This window comes from Actinoalloteichus fjordicus, assembly GCF_001941625.1.
Classification (GTDB): Bacteria; Actinomycetota; Actinomycetes; order Mycobacteriales; family Pseudonocardiaceae; genus Actinoalloteichus_A; species Actinoalloteichus_A fjordicus.
The window spans coordinates 2,569,521-2,591,657 of the sequence record NZ_CP016076.1; the positions used below are offsets into that span (position 1 = coordinate 2,569,521).

A 22,137-nucleotide genomic window follows, 5' to 3' on the forward strand; every position below is an offset into this window, starting at 1 on the left:
CGGACGGGCGATGAATCTGCGACGCGCCCCGCACGGGAGTAGCGTCGAGACTCCCGAACAGGCTGAGGTGAGGGCATGACGCTGTCGCAGAGTCCGCCGTCGGAGGCCGTGGGCGCGGCCCGGATTCGCAGTCGCGTGGAGGCGGAAGCCTACGTGGCGTCGGTCTGCTTCAAACACGGGCCGCCAGCATTGGCAGGCGTCGAACTCGAATGGACCGTTCACCACCGCGCCGACCCGCGCCGCCCCCTCGACCTGCGGGAGCTGGCCTCGGCACTGGGCGCACACGCCCCCACCACCCTCGTTCCGGACAGTCCGCATCTCCCACTGCCCAGCGGCTCGGCGGTCACCGTCGAGCCGGGCGGCCAGGTCGAGATCTCCTGTCTTCCCCAACGCAGTCCGCGCCGCCTCGTCGAGATCGTCGACGGCGACATCGCGTTGCTGGTCGATCTCCTCGGCAGCCGAGACCTCCGACTGGGAACCCGCGGCATCGACCCGTGGCGTTCCCCGACGCGACTGCTGCACACCCCCCGCTACGACGCCATGGAGCGAGCCTTCGATCGGATCGGGCCCGGCGGGAAGACCATGATGTGCAACACGGCAGGGCTTCAGGTCTGCCTTGACGCGGGCGAGGTCGAGCAGGCCCCACTGCGCTGGTCCGCGCTGCACGCGCTCGGCCCGGTGTTCATCGCCGCCTTCGCCAACTCCCGGCAGGCCGAGGGAGTCGCGGGAAGCTGGGCCTCGGCGCGGATGAGGTCGCTGTTCGCCACCGACCCGATCCGTGTCCGGCCGGGCCGTCCGGACGGCGACCCGGCCGGGGCCTGGGCCCGGCGGACGCTGGACACTCCGGCGATCTGTGTCCGTCGCGCCGACGGCCCCTGGGACGTTGCCGTGCCCGTGCGGTTCGCCGACTGGATCGCCGGTTCGCTGGCGCCGCCGCCCAGCCTCGATGATCTCGACTATCACCTCACCACACTGTTCCCCCCGGTACGCCCGCGCGGGTACCTGGAGGTGCGGTACCTGGACACGCAGGCGGGGCAGGCCTGGGTCGTGCCCGCTCTGCTGCTCATCGCGTTGTTCGCCCGGCCGGAGACGGTGGCGCGGGCGGCAGAGCTGGCCGCCCCGGTCGCCCGCCGCTGGGTGCCCGCAGCGCGGGACGGGCTGGCCGATCCGCCGTTGGCCCGAGCGGTCCCGAAGCTGCTGGACCTGGGCTGCGCCGCGCTGAGCGGGCTCGACCTGCCCGCCGACCTGCTCGCCGAGATCGTCGAGGTCGCTCAGCGACGCGCGGTGGGGGCGGCACTGGACTTCGGAGAGGACGGGGCATGACGACGACGGACTTCTTCACCACGGGCGAGGACGTCCTGCGTGCGGCGATCGCGGCCGAACTCGACCGCACCCGACGACGGAGCCTCGCGCTGACCGACAGCGTCGACGACGCCGACCTCACCCGCCAGCACTCGCCGCTGATGTCCCCGCTTGTGTGGGACCTCGCCCACATCGGCAATCAGGAGGAGCTCTGGCTCGTTCGCGACGTGGGCGGCCTCGTCCCGCTCCGCAGCGACATCGACGAGCTGTACGACGCCTTCCAACATGCCAGGGCGGATCGTCCGGCACTGCCGCTGCTGAGCCCCGCGGAGGCACGGGGCTATGTGCGCGGCGTTCGGGAGAAGACACTGGACGTGCTGGACCGCACGCCGCTGCGCGGCCGACGGCTGGTGGCCGACGGATTCGCCTTCGGCATGATCGTCCAGCACGAGCAGCAGCACGACGAGACGATGCTGGCCACCCATCAGCTCCGTACAGGCGAGCCGGTGCTGCACGCCCCGGCGCCGCCGCCGTCGATCCTCCCGCCCACGGCGCGCGAGGTCCTCATTCCCGGCGGCCCCTTCACCATGGGCACCGACTCCGACCCGTGGGCACTGGACAACGAACGGCCCGCGCACACCGTGCTGGTGGACTCCTTCTATCTCGACGCTGCTCCCGTGACCAACGCCGCCTACGCCGAGTTCATCGCCGAGGGCGGCTATGACCGTCGGGAGTGGTGGACCGAGGCGGGCTGGGCCCATCGGCAGCAGGCCGAGCTGCGGGCGCCGTTGTTCTGGGAACGCGACTCCGACGGCACCTGGTGGCGTCGCCGCTTCGGGGTGACCGAGCCGGTGCCCGCCGAGGAGCCGGTCGTCCACGTCTGCCTGCACGAGGCCGAGGCCTATGCCCGCTGGGCCGGTCGGCGGCTGCCCACCGAGGCGGAGTGGGAGAAGGCCGCTCGGCACGATCCCGTCACCGGGCGATCCCGGCGCTATCCGTGGGGCGACGAGGCACCGACCGAGCACCACGCCAATCTCGGCCAGCGCCACCTGAGCCCGGCACCCGTCGGCGCGTATCCCCAGGGCACCACCCCGGCCGGGGTGCACCAGCTCGTCGGCGACGTCTGGGAATGGACGTCCTCGACCTTCACCGCTCATCCCGGCTTCGCTGCCTTCCCCTATCGCGAGTACTCCGAGGTGTTCCTCGACGGCGGATATCAGGTGCTGCGCGGTGGTTCCTTCGGCACGGACACGTCGATGGCGCGCGCCTCCTTCCGCAACTGGGACCATCCGATCCGCAGGCAGATCTTCGCGGGCTTCCGATGCGCCAGGGACGCCGCACGGGCGGAGCGATCCTGAGTGTGTCGTCATCTGGCTTATCTCGGCCCGCCCGTGTCCTTGGCCGAGTTGATGTTCGACGGTGCCAACTCCCTGGCACGGCAGGCCTGGGCGCCGACGATGATGCGCCAAGGCGGCACCGTCAACGTGGACGGCTTCGGGGTCGGCTGGTTTCCCACCGTCCCGGCGAAGCCGGGCGCAGCGGGTGTTGTGCCGGCGGAGCCGGGCGCAGCGGGTGTTGTGCCGGCGGAGCCGGGCGCAGCAGAGACCGTCCCGGCGAAGCCGGGCGCAGCAGAGACCGCCCGCGCGAAGGAGTGTGCAGGGGAGACCGTCGCGGCGGAGGCAGGCACGGCGCCTGTCGCTCGCCCGGTCGACTCGCCGCTGCGCTATCGGCGTACCGGGCCCGTCTGGAACGACCACGGCTTCGCCGAGATCGCCACGGTGGTCCGGACGGGAGCCGCCATGGCCGCCGTCCGCTCGGCGACCGTCGGGATGCCGATCAGCGAGGAGGCCTGCGCGCCCTTCCGGCACGGCCCGCTGCTGTTCAGTCACAACGGAGTGCTGCCAGGCTGGCCCGGCTGCGCGACGGGGCTCGTCGAGGGGCTGTCCCCTGCGGCGCTGCTGACGGCGAGGGCCACGGACTCCGCACTGCTGTGGGTTCTGCTGCGTGCCAGACTCGATGCGGGCCAAGCCCCTGCCGACGCGGTGCGCGACCTGGTCGGCGAGGTGGGCGCCTCGGTACCGGGGGCGCGGCTGAACCTGCTGCTCACCGATGGTGTGACGGTCATCGCCACCACCTGGACGCACTCGCTCTTCGTGCAGCACGCTCCCGGTCGCCTCGTGGTGGCCTCCGAGCCGCTGGACGAGGACGAGGGCTGGGCCGAAGTGCCGGACGCACGACTGCTCGTCGCCACCCGTGACGGGGTCGAGATCACGCCGATACACCCGATATCGGTGCCATCGAGAGGATGACCGTGAACATTCCGCACATCGACGTACACCTCGACGAGGCCGCGGCGGCAGGCGGCCTGCGCGCCGAGGTCGCCGAGGGCCTGACCGCTGCCGAGCGCAGGCTCTCCTCGATGTGGCTGTACGACGCGCGGGGCAGCGAGCTCTTCGAGGAGATCACCCGGCTGCCGGACTACTACCCGACGCGCTCCGAGCGCGCCGCGTTGCAGGGTGCGGCGATGGACATCGCCGAGATCGTCGTGGCGGACACGCTGATCGAGCTGGGCTCCGGAGCCGCGGAGAAGACCCGGCTGCTGCTCGACGCCATGGGAAAACAGGGCGCGCTGCGGCGTTTCGTGCCCTTCGACGTCTCGACGACCGCGTTGCGGGAGTCGGCCTCGGAGATCGCCGCCGACTATCCCGATCTCGAGGTGCACGGGATCGTCGGCGACTTCACGCGCCACCTGGGCACCCTGCCCGACGGTGAACGACGGCTTCTCGCGTTTCTCGGCGGCACGATCGGCAACCTGCTGCCCGCCGAGCGGTCGGCCTTCCTGACCGAGGCCAGAGCGGTGCTGCGTCCGGGCGAGTGGCTGCTGCTGGGCACCGATCTCGTGAAGCCGACCAAGACCCTGATCGCGGCCTATGACGACCCGCAGGGAGTGACGGCCGAGTTCAACCGCAACGTGCTGCGGGTGCTCAACCGCGAGCTGGACGCCGATTTCGATCTCGGGCTCTTCGCTCACGTCGCGCACTGGGACCCGGACCAGGAGTGGATCGAGATGCGCCTGCGGGCGACGGAGGCGTCCACCGTGCACATCGGAGCGCTGGACCTGACGATCGACTTCTCGGCGGGCGAGGAGATCCGGACCGAGGTGTCGGCCAAGTTCCGGCCCGACGGCGTGGCGGCCGAGCTGCGGGCCGCGGGATTCCGACTCCATCGACAGTGGACCGACCCGGCGGACCGGTTCGCGGTCAGCCTGGCCGAGGCGGAGTAGTCCTCCCCGCCGCCTGCCCTGCTGCCCCGCGACGGGCTCGGAGTCACCCGAGGACGGTGCAGGCTCCGAGCCCGTTCGCGGGTCGGCGAACCGAGGCCTGCGGCGCGCCGCAGGCTTTTCGACGACGGGGCGCCGCAAGCCGCCTGCGGACGGCAGTCCCGAGCGCCGCTCGGCGGTTCTGGCGTGAGATGTCCTCCTCCCGCAGTGTCCTGCGGTGTCCCGCGGGCTTCGCGGCGAACGGTCAGCAGGTGGCGAGCATGCCCTCCAACGCGGCGGCCTCGTCCTCGGTGACGGTGAGTTCGTAGAGGTGCTTCACCGCGATCCAGTCCTCGGCGTAGACGCAGTGATACGACTCGGCGGGCGGCAGCCAGTCGGCCGGGGTCTGGTCGCCCTTCGAGCGGTTCGACGAGGCCGACACCGCGAGGAGCTGCGGCGAGTCCAGATCGTTGGCGAAGGCCTCCCGGCGGTCCTCGTCCCAGTCCGCGGCACCGCTGCGCCACGCGGCGGCCAGCGGCACCGTGTGATCGATGTCGAGATCGCCCGCCTCGGTGAACTCCTGGTCGTCGTACACGCTGATCCAGGTGCCCGACTGCGGCCGACACTGGTCGTCGGCGACGACGTCGGTGCCGTCGCGCTCCAGCACGACCTCGCGCGTGTTGCAGTTGTCGCCATGACTCGACCAGTGCGGGAAGCGCTCGCGGGAGTAGCCGGTCATCGGTCCCTCCGGCGCCACGGTGAGCTCGGCGAGCTGCCGTGGCGCGTCGGAGTCTCCGGTGCCCGCGCCGCCCTCGGTGTCCTGCCCGCCCGCATCGGCGGCGTCCTGGCCCGCCGACTCGGACACGGCCGGTTCGTCTAACGCGCTGGACAGGTCGGCGGCGATCTCGGAGCAGCCTGCCAGGGCGATCGACGCCGTCGCCAGCACTGCCGCGAGGCGGGACAGACCGCGCGGTGACCGGCGATGGAGGCGTTCCGGGTCCCGCAGCGCGGGGTGCGGGCGGGTGGCGTGCGTCATGTCTTCCTCGCAGAACGTGAGTGCCGACGGATCGTCCGAGCCGGTGAGCCGCAGCCGATCGACGGCGGGTTCGGACCGTCTCGCCGCTGCTCATCCACGGGGAAACCCTAGTCGGTCGCGACCTGTTCGCGATCACCATAACGAGCGGAGAATCAGCGGCCACGCCGACGAACCCGTGACGGTGAGTAGCATCGCCCGCCGCGTCCGGCGGCCTGAGCGCGCCGTCGCTCCGCCTGGGCCGCAGGCCGGTCGTCCAGCCGAGTCACCGTGGTCGACGCCGACCGTCGAGCGGGACCGTCGAGCGGGACCGTCGAGCGGGACCGTCGAGCACGATCGGTGAGCCCCGGCAGCGCGCTGCCGATTGCCGACACGGCCCGCCCCGCCTTCCTCCCCGCCTGCCTCCGCCGCGTTCCTTGGCGGCGACGGCGGCCCGCCACGACGAGGCATCGTGCGACGCACCGAATCGATTCGCTCGAGCCGAGCAGGCTACTAGTCGGGCAGGCTCGGGCGAGGGCGCACGATCGGTTCGGAGGCCGGTGGTCCTCGGCGCATGTTGGCGGGGATCGGGCTCCCGCGTGCGATCGGCGGCCCGGAGTTCGTCGCGCCTGCTCGGTCGTGGTGCCACGTCGTCACGCGCGTCGGGCAGCGTGCCTGCGGTGCGGTGCGAATGATTGCGAGGTCGACTTCCTTTTCGGGAATTACCTGCACCGCTGATCGTTGGTTCTGTACTATGGTGACGGCAGGAGAGCCGAGTGGGCCTGGGGAGGCGCACGGTGTCGGTTCTTTCTGGGGAGCGGAACAATAGGGGGAATGACCATGAGCGAGCCTGCCTGACGGCTGATCCGCCGTGATTCACGGTGTGCCGATGTCACCGGTCGGGCCGCCGACGTGTGTCGGCGACTGCCGCCGAGCCGTGTCCTGGCAACCAGGGCAGGCTGCTGCCGGAATGCGCGGACGTCCTTGGTGTAGCTCGTCATCGCGGATTCGGGCGAATCCGGCATGGTCCTGCCGTCGTCATTCTGACGGGGTGGCGAATACCGAGTCTCTCTCGCAGGTAATGCGGGTCGGTATTCGTCGAGTGAATTCTTGCAGTTTACTGGGGAGTAGACATGACCGAAATCGTCGAGCTGGTCTCGAACGTCGACGCCGACCTAGCCGAGATGTCGCAGGTCGTCGACGTCACCCGCGCCTCGGCACGCACCGAGCTCACCAAGTTCCGCGATCCGCTGCGGATTCCGCCGGTACTGCGCCCGGAAGGCGGCGAGCTGGTGACGGTGGTCCAGCGGGCCACCTGGGTGCGACTGCACTCGGAGCTGCCGCCGACCCGCGTCTGGACCTATGACGGTCACCTGCCTGGTCCGACGTTCGACGTCCGGCGCGGGCAGCGGGTGCGCGTGGCGTGGACGAATGAGATCGAGGGGCCGTTCCCGGTGACGGCGGTGGACGTGCCGCTGCCGCAGCCCGGCGAGCCGTCGCCCTCCGACGAGCCCGGCCGCAGCGGCGGCCTGCCGATCCCCGAGGTCACGCAGTTGCCGCCCTGGACCGTCGTACACCTGCACGGCGCCGTCACTGCGGCGGGCAACGACGGCTGGGCGGACAACGGAGTCCTGCCGGGGGAGGCGCAGATCTGCGAGTACCGCAACGATCAGCCTGCGATGACCCTCTGGTACCACGATCACGCCATGATGATCACCCGGTGGAACGTCTACGCCGGACTGCTCGGCATGTATCTGCTCCGGGACGAGGAGGAGGACGCGCTGAACCTGCCGTCGGGCGATCAGGAGGTCCCGCTGATCATCTGTGATCGCAATCTCGACGTCGACGAGAAGGGCGCGCTCACCGGGGCGCTGGTGCACAAGACGGTCGAGGAGCGTGGCTTCAGCGGTCCCTTCACCCTGGTCAACGGGGTCATCTGGCCGCATCTCGACGTCGAGCGTCGCTGGTACCGGTTCCGGGTGCTCAACGCCTCCAACGCCAGGACCTTCACGTTGTCGCTGCGTGACGAGCGGGGCGAGCCGATCACCGGAACGGCGTGGCAGATCGGGACCGACAGCGGCCTGCTGCCCGCGCTTCTCCCGCTGCCCGCGGCGGGCCTGGTGATGGCGCCTGCCGAGCGCGTCGACCTGCTGATCGACTTCAGCGTCTTCGCGGGCCGCAGGCTCCGACTGGTCAACGCGGCCGCGAATCCCGGCCCGAACCCGGAGATCATGGAGTTCCGCGTCGGTCGGCGACGGGTCACCTCGGACTTCCGCCGTCCGACGACCGTCTCCGGGTCCTACGTCCGGTTGCGACACGATGAGCACGGCCACGAACACGGGCGCCGACTGCTGGTGCTGGCCAACGGGACCAGCGGACACGGCGAGCTGTGGGAGATGCACCGGCTGGACCCGAAGCACGATCACATCCCGGAGTTCGACGGCGTCACCGTGCACGACGGCTACGTGCAGGTACAGGATGCTCGCGGCGAGGTCGTCACCTATCACCGGATGTCCAGGGTGTTCGAGGACACGGTGAACTGGTTCGTCCGGCAGGACAGCTGGGAGCAGTGGGACATCCTGAATCTGACCGGGCCCACCCACCCCATCCACGTCCACCTGGTGCGCTTCCAGGCCGTCGACCGAGTGCGGTTCGACATCGGCGGCTTCGATCAGGCGCGCGGCGGCACGGCGACGCCGGTGCGATACGTGGCGGACGGGGCGCTGCTGCCGGACGAGCGGGGCTGGAAGGACACCATCCGCGTCGGCTCGACGGAGCTGGTCTCCATCCTGTCCCACTTCACCGGTTCGACCGGGCGGTACATGTATCACTGCCATCTGCTGGAGCACGAGGACATGGGCATGATGCGGCCCTTCGTGGTGGCGCCCGATCCGGTCGTCACCCTGATGGAGAAGCTGCACGGCCACGGCGGGGACCACGGCGATCACGGAACGGTGCGCCGACGCATCGCGTCGTAGCGGCCCGGTCCGCTCGACGACGGCGAACCCCTATTCCGCGTCCGGCCGTCGTCATCCGTGCGAGTGATCACTCTGTAGTGGGTAGCGGCGAGGTCCGCTGTGGACTCCGCCGACCCCTTCGATCAGGACGAGACGGATCAGACCAGCTCAGCGCCGGATCAGTGATCCTTTATCCCGGACGGAGGTTTTTCTGTATCCATTCGGCTGCGACACGAGCCAACCTCCAGGACTGGTGCTTACGGTGCAACGATGGATCATTCGTCTGGGGGAACTGCGTTATCGCGTAGGCAGCTGATCGGCATCGGCGCGGGCACCGCCGCAGCGCTGCTCACGGCTGCGGCGCCTGGCGCGTCGGCCGCACAGCGGGCCGTCGACCCGGCCGGGCCGACGGTCGACGCCGCAGCGGCGGCCGCGCCCTCGGAGCCGGTCTCGGCGCACCCGGTTCACTCCGTCGTCGGAGTGGACCGGTCTGTCGTGCTGCCCAGGACCGTCGGAGACGAGACCCCCACGACGGAATTGACGAAGTTCCTGGACCCCATGCCCGTCCCGCCGGTGCTGCGCCCGGCCGAGGGCGAGCTGACGACCATCGTCAAACAGGTCGCGCAGACCCGCCTGCACTCCGAACTGCCTCCGACCACCGTCTGGACCTACGACGGCCACTTCCCCGGCCCGACCATCGAGGTCCGCCGGGGGCGGCGAGTACTGCTGGCCTGGCGCAACGGGATCGAGGGCGCCTTCCCGGTGACGGCCGTCGACGTCCCGCTGCCCGAGGAGGGGGAGCCCTCGCCATCGGATCTGCCAGGCAGAGGCGGCGGCACCCCGATCCCCGAGGTCGCTCGACTGCCTGCGTGGTCGGTGACCCATCTGCACGGTGGTGTCGTCGCGGCAGGCAGTGACGGCTGGGCCAACAACGCGGTGCTGTCGGGGGAGAGCCAGCTCTGCGAGTATCCGAACCAGCAGCCCGCGGCGATGCTCTGGTACCACGACCACGCGATGATGATCACGCGGTGGAACGTGTACGCGGGGCTGGTGGGCACCTACCTCATCCGCGACGACGAGGAGGACGCCCTCCGGCTTCCCTCGGGCGACCGGGAGATTCCGCTGGTGATCGCCGATCGCAATCTCGACGTCGCCGACGACGGCTCGCTGACGGGGGCGCTCCTGCACAAGACCGTCGCACAACGTGCGTTCACCGGTCCGTTCACCCTGGTCAACGGGGTGATCTGGCCGCATCTGGCGGTGGGGGCGTGCTGGTATCGCTTCCGGGTGCTCAACTCGTCCAACGCCCGCACCTACCGGCTCGCGCTCCAAGACGAGTCCGGTTCCCCGATCACCGGGGCGGCCTGGCAGATCGGCACCGACAGCGGCCTCCTCCCCGAACCGGTGGAGATCCCGGCCGACGGGCTGATCATGGCGCCTGCCGAGCGTGCCGATCTGCTCATCGACTTCGGACCGTGGCGGGGACGCACGGTGCGGCTGATGAACACCGGCGGCACCCCGGTCCACCCCGAGGTCATGGAGTTCCGGGTCGAGACGCGGCGCGCGGTCGACCGCTTCCGGCTGCCCGCCGAGACCTCCCGGTCGTACGAGCGGCTGCCGGGTCCGCACACTGCGGCACGACATCGGCTGCTGATCCTCGCCAACGGCCCCACCGGCCACGGACAGCTCTGGGAGATGCGACGACTGGACCCGGCGCACGATCACATCCCCGACTTCGACGGCGTCACGGTGCACGACGGATTCGTGCAGGTACAGGGGCCGGACGGCGAGGTGGTCACCTACCGACGACTCTGTCGGGTGTTCGAGGACACGGTGAACTGGTTCGTCCGCCACGACGACTGGGAGGACTGGCACATGCTGAGCCTCGCCGCGCCGACGCATCCCATGCACCTGCATCTGGTGCGCTTCCAGGCGTTGGCGCGAGACCACTACGTGGTGACCGAGACCGTGCCGGGGGAGGACGGCAGGCCCGTCGTGATCGGCGGCTTCGACGAGAGTCGGGGCGGCACGCTCACCCCGATCCGGTACGAGCAGTCGGGCACCCTGCTGCCCGATGAGCTGGGCTGGAAGGACACGGTCCGGGTGGCCAGGGGAGAAGAGGTCACCATCATGGCGCGGTTCGAAGGCTCCACCGGGCAGTACATGTATCACTGCCATCTGCTGGAACACGAGGACATGGGCATGATGCGGCCCTTTGTGGTGGCGCCCGAGCCGGTGGTGACGCTCATGGAGCAGCTCCACGGCGACGGCGGGCACGGCCACGGCGGTCACTGATCGTCCGAGGGCGGGGCTCGTCGTTCCCCGACCGGAGAGGGCGGCCCGGTCAGCGCCGCCGGACCAGACGTCGCTTGGCCAGGACGCCGACAGGCCCGGACGCCGAGACGTCCGGGCCTGTCGGGTGCCGTGATGTCGATCAGCCGCGCAGCATCTTGCGCAGCACGTACTGCATGATGCCGCCGTTGCGGTAGTAGTCGGCCTCACCAGGAGTGTCGATGCGCAGCACCGCGTCGAACTCGACGACGGAGCCGTCCTGCCTGGTGGCCGTCACCTTCAGGGTGCGAGGCGAGCCGCCGTCGTTCAGCGCGGTCACCCCGGACACGTCGAAGGTCTCGGTGCCGTCCAGACCCAGCGAGCTCGCGCTCTCGCCTGCCGGGAACTGGAGGGGCAGCACGCCCATGCCGATCAGGTTCGACCGGTGGATGCGCTCGAACGACTCGGTGATCACCGCGCGCACGCCCAGCAGGCTGGTGCCCTTGGCCGCCCAGTCACGGGAGGATCCGGAGCCGTACTCCTTGCCCGCGAGGATCACCAGCGGAACGCCTGCCTCGGCGTAGGAGACCGACGCGTCGTAGATGGTGGTCTGCTCGCCGCCCGCGAGGAAGTCGCGGGTGTAGCCGCCCTGCACACCGCCGGGCTCGATCGCGTCCAACAGCAGGTTGCGCAGTCGGATGTTGGCGAAGGTTCCTCGGATCATCACCTCGTGGTTGCCGCGCCGCGAGCCGTAGGAGTTGAAGTCCCGGCGCTCGACGCCGTGCTCGTTGAGGTAACGCCCTGCGGGCGAGTCGGCCTTGATCGCCCCGGCCGGGGAGATGTGGTCGGTGGTCACCGAATCGCCCAGCAGGGCGAGGACCCTGGCGCCTGCGATGTCGGTCACCGGGCTGGGGTCCGGCGTCATGCCCTCGAAGTACGGGGGCCTGCGGACGTAGGTGGACTGCGGGTCCCACTCGAAGATGTTGCCGGTGGGCGTCGGAAGGGACTGCCACCGCTCGTCGCCCGCGAAGACGTCGGAGTAGCCGTCGGTGAAGCCCTGCGAGGAGATCGCCGAGCCGATGACCTCCTGGATCTCGGCGGCGTCCGGCCAGATGTCGGCCAGGAAGACCGGCCTGCCCTCGGTGTCGGTGCCCAGCGGCTCCGTGCTCAGGTCCAGGTCCATGGTGCCCGCGAGCGCGTAGGCCACCACCAGCGGCGGGCTGGCGAGGTAGTTCATCTTGATGTCGGGGTTGATCCGACCCTCGAAGTTCCGGTTGCCCGAGAGCACCGAGACCACCGCGAGGTCGGCGGAGTTGATCGCCTCCGAGATCTCGTCCTGGAGGGGGCCGGAGTTGCCGATGCACGTCGTGCAGCCGTAGCCGACGAGGTTGAAGCCGAGCTTCTCCAGGTAGGGCAGCAGCCCGGAGCGCGCGTAGTAGTCCATGACGACCTTGGACCCCGGCGCCAGCGTGGTCTTCACCCACGGCTTGCGTGCCAGGCCGCGTTCGACGGCCTTCTTCGCCAACAGCGCCGCGCCGATCATCACGCTCGGGTTGGAGGTGTTGGTGCAGGAGGTGATCGCGGCGATCGCGACCGCTCCGTGGTCGATCTCGAACTCGGAGCCGTCCACGGTGACCCGCGTGGGCCTGCTCGGCCTGCCCTGGGAGCCGTTGGCCGCCGAGTGCACCGGCCTGCCCGCGTGGTCGTCGTCGCGCGAGTAGGTGGGCGAGTCCGACGCGGGGAAGGACTCGTCCGACGCCTCGTCCACGATCGACGAATCGGCGGTCACGTAATCGGTGATCGCCTTGCGGAACGCCGACTTCGCCGAGGACAGGTCGATCCGGTCCTGGGGACGCTTGGGGCCCGCGATGGAGGGCACCACGGTGGCGAGATCGAGCTCGAGCCGCTCGGAGTAGGCGGGCTCGGCCTCGGGGTCGTGCCACATGCCCTGCTCACGGGCGTAGGCCTCGACCAGGGCGACCTGCTGCTCGGATCGGCCGGTGAGCCGCAGGTAGGTCGTCGTCTCGGCGTCGACGGGGAAGATCGCGCAGGTCGAGCCGAACTCGGGGCTCATGTTGCCGATCGTGGCGCGGTTCGCCAGCGGGACGGCACCGACGCCGGACCCGTAGAACTCGACGAACTTCCCGACCACGCCGTGCTCACGCAGCATCTCGGTGATGGTCAGCACCAGGTCGGTGGCCGTCGCGCCTGCGGGCAGCTCACCGTGCAGCTTGAAGCCGACCACGCGCGGGATCAGCATGGACACCGGCTGACCGAGCATCGCGGCCTCGGCCTCGATGCCGCCGACGCCCCAGCCGAGCACGCCGATGCCGTTGACCATGGTGGTGTGGCTGTCGGTGCCCACGAGGGTGTCCGGGTAGGCCTGGAGGGTGGTGCCTCCGTCGCCGCCCTGCCTGGTCATCACCACGCGGGCCAGGTGCTCGATGTTGACCTGGTGCACGATGCCGGTGCCGGGCGGGACGACCTTGAACTCGTCGAACGCGCTCTGACCCCAGCGGAGGAACTGGTAGCGCTCACGGTTGCGCTCGTACTCCAGGTCCACATTGCGCTCGAACGCGTCCGGCCTGCCGAAGATGTCGGCGATGACGGAGTGGTCGATGACCAGCTCGGCGGGTGCCAACGGGTTGACCTTGGCCGGATCGCCGCCCAGGTTCGTGACGGCCTCCCGCATCGTGGCGAGGTCGACGACGCAGGGCACGCCGGTGAAGTCCTGCATGATCACCCTGGCCGGGGTGAACTGGATCTCTGTGTCGGGTTCGGACGAAGGGTCCCAGGAGGCCAGCGCGCGGACGTGGTCGGCGGTGATGTTCGCGCCGTCCTCGGTGCGGAGCAGGTTCTCCAACAGGATCTTCAGGCTGTAAGGCAGGCGGTCCGCGCCCTCGACCGCACTCAGCCGGAACACCTCATACGAGGTGTCTCCGACCGAGAGCGTGCCGCGGGCGCCGAAGCTGTCCTGGCTAGCAGGTGCAGTCACGTCCAACAACTCCATCTCGCGACGGCGCACGTCAGTTCGGGGATGACGTCAAGTCTGGCCCAGCTCGACGGGCCATGCTGCTCGACTCTTCAGGTGGCGTGTCCGGACTTCTCGGCAGCCCCGCTCGTCGAGCAGGCCGTCGATCGTCGTGGACACGGCGGCAAGACCAAACAGTACGCTTGTCCTGTATTGGGATTCAAGTCGGGTCGTCGATCTCCGCCAGCACGTGACGGTGATCGTGGGCAACCGCCGATGGGGTGATCGCTGCCGGGTCGTGGGCTGCGCGAAGGCCGACCGGGGTCTCACTCCGCGCGGGCCCTTCCTGGACGGCATCGCCGACGGCCACGGCAGGACAGGTGATGCCCGGGCGGCCCGCTCCGATGCCGAGGGGACCGTTCTCGTGCCCTGCCGGGCGGTTGTCCGGCTGCTCCGGCGGCTCTCGGATGTCAGGCCGCCGGCGTCCCGGAACACCCGGACACACGGCGGGCCGGGAACGACGACGCGTTCCCGGCCCGGGTGTTGCCGCCTCGCCGATCAGGCGCGGCGCGGGTGCATCAGTAGGTGGACTCCGCGGCCTCGATCAACATCTCGATGTCGCCGGGCTCCAGGCTCTGCATCACCAGCATGAACAGCTCGCCGAAGGTGCGAATCGGGCTCACGTACCACCGGCCGTCGACCTCGACGGTGGTGATGCCGGAGTCGAGGGCGTTGGTCATCAGCCGCTCGACGAAAGCGATCGCCTCCGGGGGAAGCTCCCCGCCCATCTCGGCCTGCATCTGCCCGGTGAGGTCGGACATGCACATCCGGTCGCTCTGGCCGCCCTCGACGCTGATGTCGACGCAGTCGCCGTCGATGACGATCGTCGCCTGCTCGCCCGGCTGCGTGCCCTCGATGGACACCGATTCGATGACCACGACCGTGCCGCCGTTGGACTCGCGGGTGTTGGTCTGCAGGTCGGTGACGGTGACCTCCGGGCTGGTGCCTGCGGGCATCTCCGCCAGCAGCAGCGGGCCGAGGTCGTAGAGGACGCCCATCTCGTCGGGCGGGGTCAGTGCGATGACCTGCTCCAGGTCACCGGCCATCGCTGCGGCGACGAGGTCCTCCACCGCGGCCTGCGGCGAGTCGGCGCCCACGGCCTCGACCGAGGTGTCCGGCCAGGACAGTCCCTCTTCCCGAAGGCCGTAGTCGGCGATCGTGTAGAAGAGGCTGGGGTACCAGTCGTCGCCGACCTGCACGGTGGCGATGCGCAGCGGCTCGTCCAATTCGGCGAAGTCGATCTGCTCCGTCTCGTCCGCCGGGAGTCCGTCGGGGAACGCCGCAGCCACGAAGCTGTCGGTGAGCGGAAGCTCGGCGAGGTTCGAGTTCATCGTCAGCGTGCCTGCCGATGCCTGGGTGATCACCAGGTCCTCGTTGATCCGCTCCTCGGAGGACTCGTCGAACTCCAGGCCCTCCAGGGTGGTTCCCCAGCCCTCGATCGACGAGGGGTCGGTGCCCGGCTCGAAGATCTCCAGTCGGGTCATCTCACTGACGGTGGCTTCGAGGTAGTCCCTGCTCAGCTGGGCCTCGACGGGCACGAGCGTGTCGAACAGGCCCACGACGTCGTTGCTTCCGGTGGCGGTGAGCAGTCGCGTCGCGGCATCGGCGGGGGTCTCCCCGCCTGCGGCGGCGACGTCGCCCCTGCCGAAGGCGAAATAGGTACCCGTCGCTGCGGCGGCGACGGCCACCACGGCGACGACCGAGCCGACGACGAGGCCGGTCTTCTTCTTGGGCGGCTGTCCCTGCGGGGGGAACTGTCCGTAGGGGCCCTGTGGCGGCGGGCCGCCAAAGGGCGGTCCCTGCGGCGGCGGGCCGCCGTAGGGCTGCTGCGGTGCCCCGTAGGGCGGCTGACCGCCGTAGGGCTGTTGCGGTGCGCCGTAGGGCTGCTGCGGGCCGGACGACGGGTAGCCCTCCTGGCCCGGGCCGGGGCGAGCCGGTCCGTTCGGCGGCTGGTTCTCCGGCTGCCAAGGGCCGGGGCCGGGGTGGGTCACGACGAGCCTCCTGCGTTCTGTGTCCTCTGCGGACGGCTGCCGAGCAGCACGCCGAGCGCGCCGACCAGGGTCAGTGCCACGCCCGCGAGAGTGGTGATCGGGCCGATGCCCGAGATGCCGATCAATGCGGTGTTGTCGAAGCCTTGGACGAAGGCGACCGTGGTCGCCGTTCCCATCAGAACCGAGAAAATCAACGCGATCACCGAGGCGGTGACCCGAAGCCTGATCAGATGGAGCAGGACGCAGATCGCCGCCAGCGGGATGAGCAACGGCCAGGCGCCCAGGATCGTGTCGAGGATCGGGGGCGGTTCGAGGAGCCTGCGGAGCACGCCGACGGTCTGGTGGCTGTCGCGATACACCGAACCCGAGCGCAGCCAGGGGAGGAAGGTGCCGATCACGGCGATCGTCACTCCCGTCGCCGTGATGATCGGCGCACTGCGGCGCGGCCAGTCCTGCACGCCGGGAATCGTCTCAGTCGCCACCGACGCGGACCGTCGATTGGGGCAAATGGGGGAAGATCGACGCAATTTCGTCACCTTCCGTGAAGATCGATCCGCTCGTGTGGCTGAAGGTGCGGGAGGCACCACTGGGGTAAGTGGCATGCCGAGTGGCGCGATGGCACAGTTCTCGGCGATTACTCCATTCGGCGCAGTGGGCCGCCGGTGGAGGGTCGGCCTGTGGGACTCGTACGCGACAGGGGGCGTCGATGGCCAGACGGCGGGGAACACGACGACGGACGGCGGCCGGGCTCCGGACGCCGGATCGCGGCCGAACTCCACTACTTCTCCTCGTGTTGCTGATCGTGACGTCGCTGGCGGCCGGAACGACCGCGTGGGCGCAGCCCCCCGCCAACCCCGACGACGCCGAGATCGAGGAGGGGAACGCGGCGGTCGAGAACGCGGCCACCAGGGTCGGCGAGCTCACCAGCCGACTGGCCGAGGTCTCCGCGCGGCGCGACGAACTCCTGGCCCAGGTGGAACTCGCCATGGAGGACGCGAACCGGGCGATGGTCGATCTGGAGGCGGCCGAGGCGGCGGCACAGCTCGCCGCCGACGTGGCCAGGACGGCGCAGATCGAGGCGGACGCCTCGGCCGATCACATCGAGCGGGTCCGCGCGCAGATCGACGACTTCGCTGCGGCCAGTCATCAACAGGGCACCGTGGTCGGGTCGCTCAGCGCCTACTTCGGAGCGGAGAGCCCCGACGATCTGCTGGAGCGGGTGCAGCTTCTCGACGCGATCAGCGGGAGCCATCTCGACCTGCTCGACGAGCTGGAACGAGCCCGCACCGACAAGGTCAACAAGGACTCGACCGCGCGTGCCGCTCTCGCGGAGGCCGAATCGGGGGCGGCTGCGGCTCAGGAGGCCAAGTCCGACGCGGACGAGGCCTTCGCCGCAGCGGTGGCCGCCGAGCAGGCACAGCAGGCCGATATCACCGCCGTCGAGGACGAGCGCGCCGCCGTCGAGGCGGAACTCGTCTCGGCCCGCGCCGACGTCGGCGGTCTGGAGGAGCAACGCACCCGATACGAGGAGTGGGAGCGAGAGCAGGAGGCCGCGGCGGAGGCTGCCGCCGCCTCCGTCGTCGCCGCGCCCGCCGCGCAGCCACCCGGACAGCCTGCGGGGCCGCCTCCTGCCTCGGGCGCATCGGCCTCGAATGCGATCGAGACGGTGATCGCGCGAGCCGTCGCACAGCTCGGCGTCCCGTATTCCTGGGGCGGCGGCAATGCGCACGGCCCGACTCAGGGCGTCCGAGACGGCGGGGTGGCCGACGCACACGGCGACTACCAGAAGGTCGGCTTCGACTGCTCCGGCCTCATGGTCTACGCCTTCGCGGGCGCCGGGGTCAGTCTGCCGAAGTACAGCGGGTACCAATACCAGTCGGGACAGCGCGTGCCACTGGCCCAGATGCGCCGAGGCGACATGATCTTCTGGCAGACCGGCGGCCGGATCCACCACGTCGCGCTGTACCTCGGCGACGGGATGATGGTCGAGGCGCCGTACTCGGGCAATCAGGTGCGCGTCACCCCGGTCCGCTACGGCGGGATCGCGCCGTACGCGGTGCGGATGCTCTGACGGCGGAGGGCCAGACCCCGCGCCTCGTCGATGATCCCGAGGTTCTGCCGACGTCCTCGGCCCTCGGACCGGTGGTCACGCGACCGGTCATCGGGGCTGGTGTCGGAGTGCTGGTTCGGTCGGCGTGTGCCTCGACGTACTCGGCTGAGCGGCTCGAAGTCGACCGGTGTGGCGCCGAGGTCGACGGCGAGGATGCGTCGATGCGTCTAGGGGCAGGTGATGGCTGGGGACCTCGCCCTGGTCGAGCCTGCGGAGGAGGTTGCGTCGGGGAGTCGTCGGGGCGGTCGTCGCTCGCCCGTGGCGCGGACCGGTCGTGTCAGTCGATCCTCCCGGCGCGTCGACCACGGCGGCACGGCCGGTGGCGGTCCGACGGGACCGTGCCAAGCGGCCGTCGCCGGCGCTGTCGGCATGTCGGCGGCGGGGCCCGCACCGCATCGGCATGGTCCGGCCCGAGGCTCGGCGCCCGGGCTGCCGCCGGGGGTGCACCAGCCGTCAGCCTGGGCGTCGTCACTCCGGTGCGGCCGCGCGCAGTGCGTCGATCAAGGTGCGCAGGGCGGGCTGGGTCGACGACGTCTCCCGCACCGCCGCGTAGATCGACCTGATCGGTTCCGGCCTGCGGACCTTGCGCACGACGACACCCGGATGCCGGTTCCCCAGACCGAGCCGAGGGATCAGGCTGACGCCCATGCCTGCGGCGATGAAACCCTGGGCCGTCGCGTAATCGTCGCTCTCCACCGCGAAGTTCGGACTGAATCCCGCCGAGGCGCAGGCGTCGAGCATGATCTCCAGGCAGAGTCCGGCCCGCCACTCCGTGCCGACCCAGGACTCGTCGGCGAGATCGGCCAGATCCAGCACGCGCTTCGCGGCGAGCGGATGGCCCTTCGGCAACACCGCGCGGTACGGATCGTCGTGCAGCGGAACCAGCTGCACGCCGTCGCGGGGACTGTTCCGCCTACCGACGACCACCGCGAGGTCGGCCTCGCCGCGCTCGACGGCGGGCAGCGGATCATCGGGGTCGATCAGGCTGAGGTCGACGTGCACTCCGGGATGCTCGCGGCGCAGCCGGGCCAGCGCGGGCGGCATCAGCGCGACGCCTGCCGTGGCGAAGTAGCGGACCACCAGCCGCCCGGTGCGACCCGCCCGCAGATCGGCGAGCGCGGACTCGGCCTCGGCGACGTTCCTGCTGATGACGGCGGCGTGCTCGGTGAGCAGCCTGCCTGCCGCGGTCGGTCGGACGCCGCGCCCCACCCGTTCGAGCAGAGCGATGCCCGCCTCTCGTTCCAACGCGGCCACCTGCTGGCTCACCGCGGACGGCGTATAGCCGAGATTCGTCGCTGCCTCGGTCATCGACCCGCTGGTGACCACCGCTCGCAGTACCTGCATGCGCCGCACATCAAGCATGAAGAACAGCTTAACGATATGTGCAAGTCTTTTCGCTTGTCCTGTCGAGTCAGAGGCTGCATCGTCGACGACGAACGAACGACGAGGAGGCGACAGTGACCAGTGGGACCGGCGGACCGGCTGCCGTGGTGAGGATGGGCGTTCTGGCCCTGCTCTGGGGATCGACGTTTCTGTGGATCTCGGTGGCCTTGACCGGGCTCTCGCCGGTCCAGGTCACCCTCGTCCGCTGTGCCCTCGGCACGGGCGTCCTGATCATCTGGTGCGTCGGCACGCGACTTCGTCTTCCTCGCGGCCGCGCCACCTGGGGGCATCTCGTGGTGGCCGCCTTCTTCTGCAACGCCCTGCCGTTCGCCATGTTCAGCCTCGGGCAGCAGACCGTCGACTCGGGCGTGGCAGGCGTCCTGAACGCCACGACGCCGCTGTGGTCCCTGGTGATCGGCCTCCTGATCGGCACGGAGCGCGACCTTCGGCCCGTCCGGCTGGGCGGGCTCCTGCTCGGCTTCGTCGGCATCCTGCTGATCTTCGCCCCCTGGCAGCAGACCGGACTCCTGAGCTGGGGTGCGCTCGCCATCCTCGTGGCGGCGGCGAGCTACGCCATCGGCTTCGTGTACATGGGACGCAACCTCGTCGGGCGGGGAACGCCCGCCGTCGCGCTCGCGGCCGCCCAACTCCTGGTCGCGACGGGTCTGACCACGCTGACCCTGCCCGCAGGCGGTCTGGTGGCCGTCCAGCTCAGCCCGGCGGTCCTGATCGCCGTCCTCGTTCTCGGCGTGTGCTGCACCGGCGCCACCTTCGCACTGACCTACCGGATGATCGCCGACGAGGGCGCCACCAACACCGCCGCTGTGGGATACCTGCTGCCGGTCGTCTCCGTGGTGCTGGGCGTGGTGGTCCTCGGCGAGGACCTCGGCCTCCGCGTCGTCGTAGGCATGCTCGTCGTGCTGGTCGCCCTCGGGATGACCCGGCGGCGGGCCGCCCCTGCACTGCCGGACCCGGCCGAGCCTGCGACCCAGTCCGCGCTCGGACGCTGAGAGACGGGACGTGTTTCGGATCCCAGCCGAGGCAGTCCTGCCGGTGGGAACGGGAGGGTGCCGGGTGGGGCACTCCCCCCGGAGTCTGGCCGGCCCGGTCGTCGGCGGTCGGCCGGTTCCGATCCGATTGGCGCAGTGTCGGCGGGGACTCGATACACCGCATGGAGAAGTGCCGGGCGCGGTTTCAACTGGCGTTGGACCGTGACTACGGGGTCGTGAAGGAGATGGACGCCAACGGCTTTCACACACCCGGAACAGCTCCCCGGTGCAGGCCGGGCCTATGAGGCAGTCGGGCGACGGCGGTCGGAACGGCGGTGCGTGACCGAGGGGGTGGCCGGTGCGGAGCCTGCCCATGGGCACGGCACCCCACGGCGTGGCGTGCGAGATGTCCCTCCCCCCAGCGCGGTGCGCACTCGTTCCAGGACGTTGACTCTCGTGTCGGTGTCGGTGTCGGTGTCGGTGTCGGTGTCGGTGTAGCGGGCGGGTCGGAGGCGGTGCGCCGCTGCGGCCCGGTGAGGTCGTCGCGTCCTCCGCCATCTCGTCGCGCCGCTGTCGTCGGTGCGATCGCGATCCGCCCCTCGGCTGTCCGGGGACTGGAGTCGTGATCCGACCTGAGGGCCGCCGGCTGGGCGTTCCGCAGGTCGACCGGCCCGCTGCTGCGGGGCGGCACGCCGATCTCGGTGTGCGGGCGCGCAGCAGGACTTCCCACGTCATGAGCCCGGCCTCCGCCGAAGGATGATCGAGTCGGTGCTCGCCGGCCTGCCTCGACCGGACGCCCACGGCTGTGCCGTCCTCGACGCGCATCGATACCGTGTGGTCATGGCGCAGTTCGTGATCGGGGCGCTGACCGGTCGCCTCGCGACGGCGTGCGAACCGCCGTCGAACGGTCGGATGGTCGAGGTCCGCCCGGTCACCGAGATGTCTTCCGGCGGGGTCGGCCCCGACGTGCGGTGCGGTGGACCGTGTGGTGGTCATCGCACCGCCCTGGTCACTGCGACGCGGCGCAGCCGTGCTCGACGGCGACGGTCCGAGCCGTGCCCGACGAGGCTCGAGGGGTGCCCATGGCCGAGATGACCGCCTGCGAGCCGGGGCGCGAAGCGCCGCCCGTCGCGGCGGTGGTGCTCGCGGGCGGCGGCGGGCGACGGCTCGGCGGCGTCCACAAGCCCGCGTTGACCGCAGGCGGCCGCACGCTCCTCGACCGGGTCCTGCACGCGCTGCGCGGCGTTCGACCGGTGGTGGTGGTCGGGCCGACCATCTCCACCGAGGTCGAGGTGCACTGGACCAGGGAGGAGCCACCGCTGGGCGGGCCGGTGGCGGCCCTGGCCGCCGGACTGGACCGGCTGGCCGAGATCGTCTCCGCCGCTCAGAACGCCGACGATCTCATCGCGGCTCGACCAGGCCGCGGCACCGACGACCGGGCCGCCGCAGCGTCGGCCCCGGGCGAGGACTCTGCGGCCGGGGACTCTGCGGGCGAGGTGCTGCTGTACGCGGGGGATCAGGCCGTGTTGACCGCCGACACCGGAGACCGGCTCCGAGCTGCGCTGCGGGCGCGTCCGGCTGCCGACGGGGCGGTGCTCGTCGACGAGACCGGCAGACGGCAGTGGCTGATCTCCTGCTGGCGGGTGGCAGCGCTTCGCGCGGCCCTGCCCGCCCGCGTCCACGGTGCCTCCCTACGATCGGTACTGGGCGCGTTGGTGGTCGCCGAGGTGACCTCCCGGCCCGGCGAGGCCTGGGACGTCGACACGCCGGACGACCTACGGCGTCTTCGAACAGGCACCGACCCGGATACTGGACCTCGCCCCCGGTGACGA

14 protein-coding genes are annotated in these 22,137 nt (G+C 70.5%); 9 read left to right on the plus strand and 5 right to left on the minus strand.

Annotated features, from left to right (window positions below; translation table 11 throughout):
• The first annotated feature begins 75 nt into the window (after positions 1–75).
• The 4 genes from UA74_RS11515 to egtD are packed head-to-tail and all read left to right on the plus strand — an operon-like array spanning position 76 to position 4,585.
• Complete coding sequence (locus UA74_RS11515) at positions 76–1,323, plus strand: glutamate-cysteine ligase family protein (RefSeq protein WP_075764355.1); 1,248 nt, start codon at positions 76–78, stop codon at positions 1,321–1,323.
• The gene (gene egtB, locus UA74_RS11520; RefSeq protein WP_075740251.1) at positions 1,320–2,660 is read left to right on the plus strand and encodes an ergothioneine biosynthesis protein EgtB; all 1,341 of its coding nucleotides are present in this window, start codon (positions 1,320–1,322) and stop codon (positions 2,658–2,660) included. The genes UA74_RS11515 and egtB overlap by 4 nt, the downstream gene beginning before the upstream one ends.
• The gene (locus tag UA74_RS11525; protein WP_157442208.1) at positions 2,661–3,611 is read left to right on the plus strand and encodes a class II glutamine amidotransferase domain-containing protein; all 951 of its coding nucleotides are present in this window, start codon (positions 2,661–2,663) and stop codon (positions 3,609–3,611) included. It abuts the gene before it with no gap.
• On the plus strand, positions 3,608–4,585 hold the full coding sequence (gene egtD / locus UA74_RS11530) for an L-histidine N(alpha)-methyltransferase (RefSeq protein WP_198042991.1): 978 nt from the start codon (positions 3,608–3,610) through the stop codon (positions 4,583–4,585). Before UA74_RS11525 ends, egtD begins: the two co-directional genes overlap by 4 nt.
• A gap of 241 nt (positions 4,586–4,826) precedes the next feature.
• On the opposite strand, the gene UA74_RS11535 is transcribed toward egtD, so the two are convergent.
• Positions 4,827–5,597 carry an HNH endonuclease family protein gene (locus UA74_RS11535; RefSeq protein ID WP_083683130.1) on the minus strand — a complete coding sequence of 257 codons (771 nt, stop codon included), beginning with the start codon at positions 5,595–5,597 and terminating at the stop codon, positions 4,827–4,829.
• A 1,109-nt stretch (positions 5,598–6,706) separates the two neighbouring features.
• On the opposite strand from UA74_RS11535, the gene UA74_RS11540 reads away from it, so the two are divergent.
• Complete coding sequence (locus UA74_RS11540; protein ID WP_075740253.1) at positions 6,707–8,551, plus strand: multicopper oxidase family protein; 1,845 nt, start codon at positions 6,707–6,709, stop codon at positions 8,549–8,551.
• 249 nt (positions 8,552–8,800) lie between these two features.
• Positions 8,801–10,825 carry a multicopper oxidase family protein gene (locus UA74_RS11545; protein WP_083683131.1) on the plus strand — a complete coding sequence of 675 codons (2,025 nt, stop codon included), beginning with the start codon at positions 8,801–8,803 and terminating at the stop codon, positions 10,823–10,825.
• 139 nt (positions 10,826–10,964) lie between these two features.
• On the opposite strand, the gene acnA is transcribed toward UA74_RS11545, so the two are convergent.
• The 3 genes from acnA to UA74_RS11565 all read right to left on the minus strand — a co-directional run bounded on the left by acnA (position 10,965) and on the right by UA74_RS11565 (position 16,359).
• Positions 10,965–13,796 carry an aconitate hydratase AcnA gene (gene acnA, locus UA74_RS11550; protein ID WP_075743691.1) on the minus strand — a complete coding sequence of 944 codons (2,832 nt, stop codon included), beginning with the start codon at positions 13,794–13,796 and terminating at the stop codon, positions 10,965–10,967.
• A 554-nt stretch (positions 13,797–14,350) separates the two neighbouring features.
• Positions 14,351–15,823 carry a hypothetical protein gene (locus UA74_RS11560; RefSeq protein WP_083683132.1) on the minus strand — a complete coding sequence of 491 codons (1,473 nt, stop codon included), beginning with the start codon at positions 15,821–15,823 and terminating at the stop codon, positions 14,351–14,353.
• Complete coding sequence (locus tag UA74_RS11565; protein ID WP_157434125.1) at positions 15,820–16,359, minus strand: hypothetical protein; 540 nt, start codon at positions 16,357–16,359, stop codon at positions 15,820–15,822. The genes UA74_RS11560 and UA74_RS11565 overlap by 4 nt, the downstream gene beginning before the upstream one ends.
• 254 nt (positions 16,360–16,613) lie before the next feature.
• Here UA74_RS11565 and UA74_RS11570 point away from each other — a divergent pair, with 254 nt between their 5' ends.
• The gene (locus UA74_RS11570; RefSeq protein ID WP_075740256.1) at positions 16,614–17,894 is read left to right on the plus strand and encodes an NlpC/P60 family protein; all 1,281 of its coding nucleotides are present in this window, start codon (positions 16,614–16,616) and stop codon (positions 17,892–17,894) included.
• Between the two features lie 507 nt (positions 17,895–18,401).
• On the opposite strand, the gene UA74_RS11575 is transcribed toward UA74_RS11570, so the two are convergent.
• Positions 18,402–19,295, minus strand: a complete 894-nt coding sequence (locus tag UA74_RS11575) for a LysR family transcriptional regulator (protein WP_075740257.1) — start codon at positions 19,293–19,295, stop codon at positions 18,402–18,404.
• 134 nt (positions 19,296–19,429) lie between these two features.
• Here UA74_RS11575 and UA74_RS11580 point away from each other — a divergent pair, with 134 nt between their 5' ends.
• Positions 19,430–20,326: a DMT family transporter gene (locus UA74_RS11580; protein ID WP_075743692.1), complete on the plus strand. Its 897-nt coding sequence runs from the start codon at positions 19,430–19,432 to the stop codon at positions 20,324–20,326.
• A gap of 1,061 nt (positions 20,327–21,387) precedes the next feature.
• The gene (locus UA74_RS11590) at positions 21,388–22,134 is read left to right on the plus strand and encodes an NTP transferase domain-containing protein (protein ID WP_075740259.1); all 747 of its coding nucleotides are present in this window, start codon (positions 21,388–21,390) and stop codon (positions 22,132–22,134) included.
• Positions 22,135–22,137: the final 3 nt, after the last annotated feature.